Origin of the sequence: Paenibacillus alginolyticus DSM 5050 = NBRC 15375, assembly GCF_000422905.1 — a bacterium.
Taxonomy (GTDB): Bacteria; Bacillota; Bacilli; order Paenibacillales; family NBRC-103111; genus Paenibacillus_E; species Paenibacillus_E alginolyticus.
The window spans coordinates 1-12,737 of sequence record NZ_AUGY01000088.1; the positions used below are offsets into that span (position 1 = coordinate 1).

Annotated in this window: 11 protein-coding genes; all 11 read left to right on the forward strand. The window is 44.2% G+C overall.

Going from position 1 to position 12,737, the window contains the following annotated elements; translation table 11 throughout:
* Positions 1 to 317, forward strand: a 317-nt coding sequence (locus G519_RS45230; protein ID WP_244280271.1) for an IS1595 family transposase, incomplete at its 5' end; no start/stop codon positions are given.
* A gap of 231 nt (positions 318 to 548) precedes the next feature.
* Positions 549 to 1,862, forward strand: a complete 1,314-nt coding sequence (locus G519_RS0129970; RefSeq protein WP_029197807.1) for an ABC transporter substrate-binding protein — start codon at positions 549 to 551, stop codon at positions 1,860 to 1,862.
* Between the two features lie 90 nt (positions 1,863 to 1,952).
* Positions 1,953 to 2,873, forward strand: a complete 921-nt coding sequence (locus G519_RS0129975; RefSeq protein WP_051253822.1) for a carbohydrate ABC transporter permease — start codon at positions 1,953 to 1,955, stop codon at positions 2,871 to 2,873.
* A 12-nt stretch (positions 2,874 to 2,885) separates the two neighbouring features.
* On the forward strand, positions 2,886 to 3,698 hold the full coding sequence (locus G519_RS0129980) for a carbohydrate ABC transporter permease (RefSeq protein ID WP_029197809.1): 813 nt from the start codon (positions 2,886 to 2,888) through the stop codon (positions 3,696 to 3,698).
* 35 nt (positions 3,699 to 3,733) lie between these two features.
* Positions 3,734 to 5,578: a cache domain-containing sensor histidine kinase gene (locus tag G519_RS48035; RefSeq protein ID WP_051253823.1), complete on the forward strand. Its 1,845-nt coding sequence runs from the start codon at positions 3,734 to 3,736 to the stop codon at positions 5,576 to 5,578.
* A gap of 10 nt (positions 5,579 to 5,588) precedes the next feature.
* Positions 5,589 to 7,172, forward strand: a complete 1,584-nt coding sequence (locus tag G519_RS0129990) for a response regulator (RefSeq protein WP_029197810.1) — start codon at positions 5,589 to 5,591, stop codon at positions 7,170 to 7,172.
* 75 nt (positions 7,173 to 7,247) lie between these two features.
* Positions 7,248 to 8,549: an ABC transporter substrate-binding protein gene (locus G519_RS0129995; RefSeq protein WP_029197811.1), complete on the forward strand. Its 1,302-nt coding sequence runs from the start codon at positions 7,248 to 7,250 to the stop codon at positions 8,547 to 8,549.
* Between the two features lie 186 nt (positions 8,550 to 8,735).
* Positions 8,736 to 9,995 carry an FAD-binding protein gene (locus tag G519_RS0130000; protein WP_029197812.1) on the forward strand — a complete coding sequence of 420 codons (1,260 nt, stop codon included), beginning with the start codon at positions 8,736 to 8,738 and terminating at the stop codon, positions 9,993 to 9,995.
* A 106-nt stretch (positions 9,996 to 10,101) separates the two neighbouring features.
* On the forward strand, positions 10,102 to 11,256 hold the full coding sequence (locus G519_RS0130005) for a serine hydrolase domain-containing protein (RefSeq protein WP_029197813.1): 1,155 nt from the start codon (positions 10,102 to 10,104) through the stop codon (positions 11,254 to 11,256).
* A 158-nt stretch (positions 11,257 to 11,414) separates the two neighbouring features.
* Positions 11,415 to 11,771, forward strand: a complete 357-nt coding sequence (locus G519_RS0130010) for a DUF3870 domain-containing protein (RefSeq protein WP_029197814.1) — start codon at positions 11,415 to 11,417, stop codon at positions 11,769 to 11,771.
* A 123-nt stretch (positions 11,772 to 11,894) separates the two neighbouring features.
* Entirely contained in the window at positions 11,895 to 12,719 is an 825-nt protein-coding gene (locus G519_RS0130015; RefSeq protein WP_029197815.1) for a M55 family metallopeptidase, read from the forward strand.
* Positions 12,720 to 12,737 lie beyond the last annotated feature (18 nt).

A 12,737-nucleotide genomic window follows, 5' to 3' on the forward strand; every position in this document is an offset into this window, starting at 1 on the left:
AAGCTGGATCAACGATTGCCAGCGATAGATATCGTTCTTATCAAGCTTTGGCCAAAAATGGCTTCCACCATGAAGCCAAAAAGTACGACCTGAAAGAAAATCCAGATCATCTAAAGTGGCTTCATACGATCATCTCTAATGCGAAAGCTTTTATTGGTGGTACCTACCACGGCTTAGATCCTAAGCACCTACAAGCATATCTCGATGAGTTTTGCTATCGATTCAACCGCCGTGAGGTCAAAAGCGAGTTATTCAATAGGTTAGTTCATTGTTGCCTATCGTCTACGACGATTACCTATCCTGAGCTAGTTGGATAATCAAATAAACTTAAGTTAACTTTATCTTACGTTTAACCCCCTATCTTAAGATCGTCTACTTCTATCTCATGCTTTTCTCAATAGACCGTAAATTTGTTCCCCAAAGATATTCTTTTTATCGGTTTAGGGGAAGCGTTAATCCATGTAAAGTAATAACCAAGGAAGCCCTTACATGATTTTGGAAAGGCTTTCGCCAATCATAATTCAGCAAGAGAGAGGGTTGTAAAGACAATGAAAAAAAAGTTAACTAGTATGCTAACTGCAAGTGTCGCGCTTGCCTTGGTGGTGTCAGGCTGCTCGAGCACCAAAGAAAGCGGTACCAATACAACAGGTGCCTCAGCGACAGAGACAACCAAAGCGGCAGCGAGTAAATCGACCAGTCCTGTTGAAATTACGTTTTGGAACATGTTTGGCGGTGGCGAAGGTGATTTCGTGGACCAAATTATTAAAGGTTACAATGAGTCTCAAAAAGAAGTGACTGTCAAGCAGCTCCGCCTAGAGTCCAATGAGTATTATGCGAAGCTCAGCACAGCTCTATCTTCATCCAAAGGGCCAGACGTGGCAATAGCTCACGTTGACCGTATCTCTCCGTTCGTAAAAGCGAAGCAAATCGTACCCGTCGACCAATTAGCGACCAAGGTTGGATTTGATTTGAAACAGATTTCGGATTCGAATATCAAAAGTGTCTCTTATGACGGCAAACCCTATGCCGTGCCGTTAGATACACATTTCCATATGTTTTATTACAACAAGGACTTGTTGAAGAAAGCGGATCTGTTGAACGACGATGGAACGCCTAAACTGGGCGAGCTTACACCGGATGGATTTAAAAAAACACTGGCCCAAATTCATGCTAAAGTGCCCGATGTACAGGCGCTTGCGGTGAATACCCCTTATTTCCAAGAGCCTTTCCTGAACTTGTATTATGAAGCAGGTGGCGATTTGTTGAATGCGGATTTAAATAAAGCAGCCATTAACAATGATAAAGCGCTCAGCGTATTGAAGTTTTATATGGATCTGTACAACAACAAATACAGTGATTTGAATGATAAAACCCCTTGGGATTCGTTCCACAGCGGGAAAGCGGCTCTTTGGTTCGGCGGTGTGTGGGAAGCCGGACTCTTACTGAATGATAAAGCGCTCAACATTGGCGCCATGCCGCTTCCGGCTATTTTTGGCAGTCAGACGCATTGGGCAAGCTCGCATTTACTCGTCGTTCCGTCCTACGTCACGCCTGAGAAACAAGAAGCGGCAGCGAAGTTCATGAAGTATTTCTCCGAAATTGGCGGCAAAACATGGGGGCAAGCAGGACATGTCCCGGCAAACAGCGTCGTTACCAACAGCGACGATTACAAAAAACTGCCGTATCGTAACTTCTTTATTGAAGCTCAAAAAACGGTGAAATTCGCGCCAAAAACGGATAAATATACCACAATTATTACAACGGTATCTGAATCGCTGCAAAACATTATTTTTAGCAAGCAAACGCCTGAAGAAGGCCTGAAAGTAATGGAGAAGCAAATCAACGATATATTAGCGAATTAGCTTTATAGGTAAGAAGCGGGTGAGGCTGCTGGCTTTAGGAAGCCGGAAGTTTCACCCGTGCTATTTAGAAAGATACAAGGAGAATATCCAATGGAGATTAATGTGAGAGAGAGCGAAAGGACATTGGTCCTCCGCAAACCAAACCCGTTACGTTTTGTAACTGAAATAAAGGCGATCCTCTATCTGCTCCCATTCCTCATTCCGTTTGCCATTTTTTATCTTTGGCCAGTATGTCGCGGAGCTTGGATGAGCCTGCATGTGTGGGGCATTCAGGGCATGCAGAAGTATGTAGGCTTTGCCAATTATACAAAGATTTTCACCGATCAAAACTTTTACTTGTATGTGTGGCATTCCTTTTATTTTGTTCTTATCTGTGCACCCTCGGTCATCGTTCTAGGACTCATTTTGGCGCTAATCATTAATCAAAAGATTCGGTTTCGCACGGCAATACGCTCTATGTTTTTTCTGCCCTACGTGCTGTCTGTATCTGTTATCAGCTTTATCTGGCTACGTCTGTTCGACTCCAAATATGGTCCAATTAACGCACTTCTAAAGGTAGTTGGGCTTCCTGGAGATATTCACTGGCTTACTGATAAACACTTTGTCTGGTGGGCAATCACTTTAACGACCGATTGGTGGACAGTCGGGTTCGTGATGGTCTTGTTTTTGGCAGGATTACAAGAAATACCTACGGATCATTATGAAGCTGCGAAAATAGATGGCGCGGGAGCTTGGAAGCAGTTTTGGCATATTACACTGCCAGGCTTGTCTAGAGTCATGAAAATACAAGTATTCTATCAAATTATCTCGTGCTTGAAGCTATTCGGGCAAGTACAAATCATGACTGGCGGAGGTCCGGGTGACTCCACGAATACAATGATTCGATACATCTATGTCACCGGTTTTAAAAAAGATATGTTCGGTCTCGCTTCCGCACAATCGATCGTATTTTGCATCATCATGCTGCTGATCGCAGTCATTCAGTTTAAATTAACAGAGAGTAGAGATTGACGGAGGATGAACATGAAACCAATCGCACTTAACGTCATCGCCGTAGTGCTTGCCCTTGTCTTTATTTTTCCCCTGATCTGGATGCTGTTGGTGTCACTTAAGCCTGACGGTATCAATGTATACACACTTCAAGACTGGTTGAAATTTTCTGATCTAAATATGGCCAATTATGCAAAAGTGCTGAAGGATTCGCAAATATTGAGGTGGACCTGGAACAGCTTTACCATCGGCGTGATAACAACGATTCTTTCCTTATTTTTCAGCTCATTGGCAGCCTTTTCCTTCTCTAAACTAGCATTTAAATCTAAAGGCTTGTTCTTTCTGCTCATTGTTTCAGGTTTGCTAATTCCAACTGAAGCGATCTTAATTCCGCTTTATGAAACGACGCTGCATTTGAAACTCATTGATAACATCTGGGCGATTATTCTTCCGGGATTGACGAATCCAATAGGCATTTTGCTTCTAAAGCAGTTTATGGATGGTGTTCCAAAGGACTACATTGAGGCAGCGCAAATTGACGGATGCAGGAATTTTGGGTTATGGTCGCAGATTTGCTTGCCGCTTACGAGATCGGCGATGGTCTCTGTGGGTATCTTTTACTTCATCTTATCCTGGAACAACTTTTTGTGGCCGTATTTGGCGATTACCTCGCAAGAGAATATGATTCTCTCAGCAGGACTGCCAACCTTTTTGTCGAATAATACGATGTCCTTAAATCTAATCATGGCAGCCAGCGCGATTGCGGCAATACCAACGATTCTGGTTTTCGTGCTTCTGCAGCGTCATATCGTTCAAGGTGTGGCCATGTCCGGAATTAAAGGGTAAGTGAAAGATCCTCTAACATAGAAAGGGTTGTTACGATGACCCCAACAGCAGGAAAGCCTAACAAATCGAAATGGAATCGTTTCATTCCATGGATGAATATATGGACGAGCAGCATACGCTACAAATGGATGCTGCTTTTATTTCTGTTTTCTTTAACGCCTTTGCTCGCCATGGGTTTTATGTCATTTTCGATCTCCAAATCAACGATTAACAAGAAAGTGACGGAGTACTCGGAACAATTGTTGAGGCAAACAGCTGAAAATATTGACACCCGGTTAGGGATATATAAAGATATGATGATGCAGGTCGTAGGCAACAATGAAATCCTCTCCATGCTGCGAGTCCTAGATCGAACAGACGCAGCGCAGTATGACTTAGACAGTCTCTCACTTACGACGAAGCTTTCAACCATCATAGCGATCAATCAGGATTTACAGTCAATCTCCTTCTTGTCTTCTAATCATTACATCAAAGGTATTTATCGCTGGAACGACCGCTCGAATGAGAAAGTTTCACCATTCCTTCGGACGTTGGAGGATGGGAGCAATTTTCGCTGGTTTCCAACCCGGCTGGGTACGTATGTAGACAGTTTGAATTCGCAGAATGTCCATGTGTTCTCTCTCGCCAAACAAATTTATAAGACCTCGGACGATAGTCCAGTAGGCATCGTTGCTGTGTTGGATATTCGTGAAGATGTGCTAAAAGAAATTGGCGATAAAACGACGAAGAGCAACATGGATATCCAAAGCTTTGTTATTGACGGAAGCGGGCAAATTATTTCTTATCCAGACAACCAATTCCTTGGAAAGAGTGTCAAACAGGTATTAGGAGAAAGCGGCTACAATCAGATTATTGGCGCGCCTTCGGAGGAGTTGGCTTTTCCGCTCAAGCATGATGGTCAGCGGCTGATTGTCAATTATAAAAAATTGCATACGAACGATTGGATTGTGGTCAATGTGATCTCGGAATCATCCCTGTATAAAGATACCAATCGTCTGCTGCAAATTATTATGATTATTGCGTTGATCTGTATTCTGTTTTCGATCATAACGGCCATGTTTTTGGCGAATTCGATTTCTAATCCAATCTTGAAAATGATCCGTCTGATGCGCCAAGTGATGTCGGGAGATCTTAGTGTTAGATTTATGGTCAAACGGCGCAATGATGAATTTGATATATTAGGCGATAACTTTAATTATATGGTTACGAGAATTGATGAGCTGCTTAAAGCGGTCTATGAAGAACAGAATCATAAACGCGTGGCAGAGTTGAAAGCATTGCAGGCGCAAATCAACCCTCATTTTCTATATAACACGCTGGACATTATTAAATGGACAGCATTGTTGCAGAAAGCGAACAATGCCGCGGAAATGGTTAGTCTGTTGTCAAGGCTGCTCCGTATCAGTCTAGGCAAAGGCGAAGAGACGGTTACGGTTGAAGAAGAAATTGAACATGTACAGTGCTATCTGGGTATTCAAAAATTCAGATTCAACTTCCATATTGAAACGTTTGTGCATCTGGATGCGGATGTTCGCACACTCCGAACGCCGAAACTGATTTTGCAGCCAATTGTTGAGAATGCAATACTCCATGCCTTTACCGAACGGGAATCGGGCGGAGAGATTCATATTCGTTGTATGAAGCATCCCGAGGGCGGCATCAGATTTGAAGTAACGGATAATGGATGCGGGATGGAACAAGCTCTTGTAAAGGGCTTTCGTACACATCAAGAGACTTCCGGTGAGAAGCTCGGTGGTATCGGTTTATCGAATGTGGATGAACGCATCAAGCTGATCTGTGGTAAAATGTATGGCTTAGACATTCAAAGTGAACTTGGAACCGGTACGCGAATCGGTATTCGGCTTCCTTTTATGGAGTAGGTGGAATTTCATGCTTAGCGTAGTGATTGTCGAAGATGAATATATTGTCAGGTATGGGATTCGGTCTATGATCGAGTGGGAAAAGATGGGTTTAACCGTTATTGGGGAAGCATCCAACGGACAAGAGGCCCTTGATTTCATCCGCCAGGAGCCACCGGATATTCTGATTACCGATATTAAAATGCCGATAATGGACGGGATTGGTTTAATTTCAGAAGTGCGTAAATTTAGTCCACACATGAAAATCCTGATTCTCAGTAATTTGGAGGATTTTCAATATGCCAAGGAAGCGATCCGCTATGGAGTTTCGGAATATTTAATCAAGTCGGATATGATGCCGCGAGATTTCGAGCAAGCCTTAATGAAGGTGAAGGAATCCTTAGAAGAGGCATCTCCGAATAGTGAAGAGAAGCAGTCTGCAAGCGCCCAGCCATTATGGAAAGAAAAGCTGCTGCTGGATCTTGTCGAAGGTTCAGGGAAAGAACGGATAGACGTACAGAGCTCTATTGAAAGTTTGGGACTTCTGGATGCCAAGCTGCCACTTTATGTGCTGCACATTGGTAAAAATGCTTTGGAGCTAGGTATCACGGAAGGGCAAACCTATATACGAAGTGCGTTAGATCGAGTTTTGGCAGCGGAATATGAGGCTAGCTACGAAGTGTTTCCGGATAGATTAGGCGAAATGAATGTCCTTTTATTCTCGAGTAGGAAGTCTCAAGACTTGAAGGCCGTGAGGGAGATTGCTCAATCGGTTCTTACGTATCTGTTAGATCGCTATGCGATGCTTTGTACGATTGGGGTCAGCAAAGGCATCATGGCTTGGACGGATTTGCAGAATGCGCATGAGCAAGCTGTGACCGCCGCTAAGTATAAAATGTTTATCGGCAGCGGAAAGGTTATTGTTTATGGTGTGGATTATGTTCCTGTGGAGAATCAGCAAGTCGAGAATATAAAGGTGAGTACGAGTCACATACATTCGATGGTCTATGCTTTTCAATCTAAGGAACTGCAAGTATATTTGGAAGAAATATTCGAGCATCTGGCTTCCCGCAAAGATTATGACATGGTACAGATCATCTCTTTAGAGCTCTTAATTATGTTGACGACCCTTTGGTCGGATGTTTCCAGCGATCAGCAGGATATCCTTCATCTGAAGAAGCAATATTTTGACCAGCTAGCCAAATTGGAGACGATCCAGCAGAGTAAAGCTTGGTTTTTGCAGGCTTTCGAGGAGCTCGTCCAGCACATGATTCACGTTTATAACAGTGACCGCAACGGGATTCTTAAGGCAGTCCAATATATACAGATGTACTATCATCAGGAAATTTCGCTGCAATCGATCAGTCATCACGTTCATTTAAGTAAAAATTACTTTGCCAACCTATTCAAAAAAGAAATGGGTGAAAGCTTCTTGGAGCATTTGACACGCATACGCATTGAGAAAGCGAAGGCGTTGCTAACGGGCGAGCTCAAGGCAGGGGACATCGGTCATTTGGTTGGGATTCAGGACCCGAAATATTTCTCCAAAGTATTTAAAAAGATTACGGGTGTTTCCCCATCGGAATATCGGAATCGGACTAGAGGAGATGTCTAGTCAATTCCTTTCACATCCAGTATTGCAAACGCTTACTAAAAAGAGTGTCGGTTAACAGAGAGGGGGATAACTTTAATGTTTAGAAAGTACCGAGCACTGCTTATATCACTCATCGTTATGTTGGTGCTCATGTTCTCGGGTTGTTCGGCAATGCCTGATGGCAGTACCGAGCAAATGGCCAAAAATAAAGCAGCAACACGTGGGAATGAAGCTCCTGTGGAGATTTCGTTTTGGAATCCTTTCGGCGGCGGTGAGGGGGATTTCGTCGAGCAAATTGTTCAAAACTTCAATGTCTCGCAGAGTAAGGTTTTCGTCAAACAACTTCGACTGGAATCAAATGAATACTACGTAAAATTGAGTACGGCACTTTCTTCCGGGAAGGGACCGGATGTCGCAGTTACCCATGTCGATCGGATGTCACCTTTCGTTAAGGCGAAGCAGATTATGCCGCTTGACGGTTTGGCAAGTGAAACCGGATTTGATTTCAAAGAAATTGAGGAGCCCAATTTACGGAGTGTGACCTTTAATGGCAAACCGTACGCAATACCGCTTGATACTCATTTTCACATGCTTTATTACAACAAAGCGATTTTGAAAAAAGCTGGTTTGTTGAATGAGGATGACACGCCGAAACTTGGCGAGGCGTCGCCGGAGGGTTTCATTCGCATGCTAACGCAAATTCAAGCAAAAGTGCCAGGTGTTCAGCCTTTCGCAGTGAACACGCCGTATTTTCAGGAACCATTCCTGAACCTTTATTATGAGGCTGGCGGTGACCTGCTCAACTCCGATATGTCGAAAGCAGCCATCTATAACGAGAAAGCGCTCAGCGTATTAAAATTTTATCAGCAGCTTTACGCCAATCATTTGTCCGATTTAAACGATAAAACGCCATGGGACTCCTTTCACGAGGGGAAAGCCGCACTATGGTTTGGAGGCGTTTGGGAAGCAGGGCATCATTTGAGCGAGAAGTCATTGCCGGTCGGCATTATGCCCCTTCCTCCCATATTTGGCAGCTTCTCTCATTGGGGGAGCTCGCACACGCTGGTAGTACCTGCCTATGTGACCAAGGAAAAGCAACGTGCAGCAATGGTCTTTATGACATATTTTTCTGAAGTTGGCAGTAAGACTTGGGGGCTTGCCGGACATGTGCCGGCGAATCGAGCTGTCTTGCAAAGCGAGCAGTACCAACAACTGCCCTATAGGAAGCTCTTTATCGAAGATCAGCATCATGTTAAATTTGCGCCGCAAACCGACAAGTATGCGACGATCTTTACGACGCTTTCGGAGGACCTCCAAAGCATCGTTCTAGGCGGGCTGGATCCGGAAGCAGGACTTGCAGCGCTTGAGAAGAAGATAAACGATATTTTAGCCAATTAGTTCAGGTGAATACTTTCTTAGTTGGTTTCGTCAATACAGAAGGTTTTACAGAGTAAATATCGAATAAATTCATCTTGAGTTTACTTCCCTTTGATCTCATACAACTTGCCAAGTTTCTCATTAAAATCACCATTATTCTTTGGTATCTTTCCTTTTTTCAAAATACGATCGAAGGCGTGTGAAGATATGAAAAATAGTTGGAATTGGGCTGGCAACTACAAGTATAGTGCCTCGGAACTTCATATTCCCACAAGTGTGGAGCAAGTACAGGAAGTAGTGGCTCGCAGTAAGCAAATAAAGGTGCTTGGCACACGGCACTCGTTCAATAGTATCGCCGATTGTACCGAAATCCTTCTCTCGCTTCAGAACCTTAACCGTGTGGTAGCATTAGATACTGTAGAAAATAAGGTAACTGTTGAAGCGGGAATCCGGTATGGAGAGCTATGTGAATATCTTCATAACCATGGCTATGCGCTTCACAATTTGGCGTCATTGCCGCACATTACCGTTGCAGGTGCATGCGCTACGGCAACGCATGGTTCTGGTGATCGGAACGGCAATCTTGCTACAGTGGTTGATTCTATGGAAATCGTTCAGGCGAATGGGGACATGGCCGTATACTCCCGCGAGCAACAAGACCTTGCAGGTTCAATTGTTGGGCTTGGAGGATTGGGCGTAGTCACTAAAATTACACTGGATGTGATCCCAACATTTCAAATGAGTCAGCATGTTTACAATAATCTGTCTCTAGTGCAACTAAATGAGCATTTTGACGATATTTTTTCCAGTGCTTATAGTGTTAGTTTATTCACCGATTGGAAGAATGCAATTTTCAATCAAGTCTGGCTAAAGCGGAAACTGACTGATCAAGTCTCTGATCAGGTGGCACCTGAGTTTTTCGGCGCGCAATTAGCAACTTCACCCCGGCATCCAGTGCCAGGACATACAGCGGAGAATTGCAGCGAGCAGATGGGCATCGCGGGACCATGGCACGAGAGATTGCCGCACTTTCGCATGGATTTCACTCCGAGTGCTGGAGAGGAGCTGCAAAGCGAGTATTTTGTGCCGCGACAAGATGCCTATCAAGCATTGAATTCGCTTAATGGCATACGGGAGCATATCTCGCCACACCTTTATGTTTCTGAAGTTCGTACCATAGCAAAAGATAATTTGTGGATGAGCCCTAATTACAATCAGGATTCAGTTGCTATTCATTTTACGTGGAAACCGAATTGGGAGGCAGTTAAACAAGTGCTGCCGATGATCGAAAAGCAACTTGCGCCTTTCCGGGCTCGTCCGCATTGGGGGAAGCTGTTTACCATGCAGCCCGCTCAGTTGAGGCCGCTCTATGAGAAGCTGCCTGACTTCCGAGAACTGCTGCTTCATTGTGATCCGCACGGAAAGTTTCGTAACGACTTTTTGAATACATATTTGATGGAGAAATAGAATTGGATTTTCCCAACAAAAAAAATGCTACACAGCACGAATAGACTTTATTATAATGTAAATATAAGGATCAGTTTTTCACAAATCAGGACAAAGGAGGAACGTCTTGAATTCTTTGGATGAACGGATTCAGCAGGTGATGGACAAGCATCGGATTGTTGGCTTAGCAGCCTCCGTGATTCGTGAAGGGAAACAGATTTGGAGCGCAGGTTATGGATGGGCGAATGTGGAAAGACGCATACCCGTTACATCACAAACTGTATTTCGCATCGCTTCTATCTCTAAGACAGTGGTCGCGACAGCGATTATGCAGCTTGTTGAAAAGGGCTTATGCGGAGTTGATCAGGATGTGGGTGACATACTTGGATTTCCAGTGCGCAATCCTAAGTATCCCAATATACCGATAACGCTCAAGCAGATCATGACCCATACTTCTGGGATGCAAGATGAATATGTTCGATTTGTCATTGACTCGCGTAGCGAGAATCCGCCTAAGATACGACTTGCCGATATCCTGCTTCCAGGCGGGACCTATTACTCGGACAATCTCTGGGGATTCGGAGAGCCAGGGGATCCAAATTGCTTTGAATATTCGAATCTGGGTACCATCATACTAGCTACTGTCGTAGAGCGACTCTCGAATGAACGGTTTGACGAATACTGCAAGAAGCATCTGTTCGAGCCGCTACAAATGAACGATACTAGTTTTCATATCGGTGATTTGAAGGACATGGATTCGGTTGCTGTGCTGTATGAATACTCGGAGGCCGATGATCGATTTCTTGTTGGCACGGACGATTTTCGTGGAAGAAAACCGGAAGTAATGGATTACAGCGGATATGTACCGGGCACCAATGGAGCGTTATTCAGCCCTCAAGGTGGACTTCGCACAAACGTTGATAACTTGACGCGCTTTTTGGAAGCGCATTCTAATTCAGGTAAATTGAACGATGTTCAAATACTTAAGCCGGAGACTGTGGATCTCATGCACACTCCACATTGGTCGGGCCACCGACGAGATGGCTTTTTCCGCAATTGCGGGCTCCAATTTCAGATTACAGATGATCTGATTCCTGGACAAAGACTTATTGGACATTCCGGTGATGCTTATGGACTGCTTAGCGATATGTATTGGCATAAACAGGATAAATGGGGCATCGTTCTGCTCATGAACGGCCTTATCCAACGAAAAGAGCAAGGCGTTTATTTTGAAGCTGAAGAAGAACTTGCACGGTTGTTGCATACTGCTTTTCTCAAATAGTGTTTGAGTGAAGCGATTTGTTATTTACAGCATGTGAATTCGATGTTAGAATATATTACATCATTAGTGATCTGGCTTCTGGCGGTCGTAGGGAGACCCTATCTCTTCCCACATCCCGCTCAGAAATCGAACAGAATGCTAAGTAGGAGAGTGCTCGTTTGTTATATGACAAAGACACGATTTATATTATCGGCGACGCGCAAGTTTCCGTGAATAATCCTATTACGCAGCAGTACAACGCATTTTTTATCGGACTTATCGTAGATACGACAAGCCATAAAATTGTTGATGCAGGATGTTCATCTACCATACCGCTCACATCGGATTTTGTCCGCTCAATCTTCATCGGGCACAATATGCTTCTCCTTGATGTGGTGGCGGAGGAAATCCGCCGAAGATATCATGGATCCTCCCAAAAAGCTCTGATCGTAGCGTATAAAGACGCACAAAAAAAATACAAATTAGCACTTAACGGCCGGGGAGAGCTGGGATTCCAATCTTCCGGTACAGTGTAAGCTGCTTTATTTATCCGTATGGAAACATACCCGTAAATAAAACCCAGCAAATGGTTTCTTTGGACGAATGGTCCTGAGGCTGTTTGCTGGGTTTTTCTACCTTACAATAGGGGAGGACAACCAATGAAACTTTATATTTCCATAGATATGGAAGGGATAACTGGACTTGTTGATAACACGTTCATCGATTCTAGACAATACAACTACACACGCGGGCAGCACATCATGACGGATGAAGCCAATCATGTCATAGGGACTGCTTTTGATGAAGGCTGCAAGGAGGTTATCGTGAATGATAGTCACTCCAAAATGAACAATCTGTTAATTGAGAAGCTGCATCCCGAAACTCAGCTGATCTCAGGTGACGTGAAGCCTTTTTCCATGGTGCAGGGACTAAACGCCTCCTTCGCAGGAGCGGCTTTTCTAGGCTATCATACTAGAGCAGCCACCAAAGGTGTGCTTAGTCATACGATGATTTTCGGCGTTCGTAATATGTACATAAATGATAGGGTAATTGGTGAGCTCGGTTTTAATGCCTATGTTGCCGGTCATTACGGCGTACCTGTTTTATTAGTGGCTGGGGACGACGAAACCGCGATTGAAGCGGAAGAGCTAATTCCGGGTATCACGACAGCGATTGTAAAAAAGCGGATATCGCGGACTTCGGCTGTATGCTTGACACCTGAAAAAAGCGGTCAGCTGCTTCGTGAGAAAACAAAGGAAGCACTGGCTAACCGCAGCAGAGTAAAGCCGCTCGTACCGCCGGATCATCCGGTGTTGAAGATTGAATTTGCCAACTATGGCCAAGCGGAATGGGCACATCTGATGCCCGGTACGACCATAGATGATAACAGCCCTACGGTTACTTTTCAGGCTAAAAACATTCTAGAGGCCTACCAAGCCATGTTGGTTATGACGGAATTGGCGATGAGAACGGCATTTTGTTAATAAGCGAGAGTGGGTGAT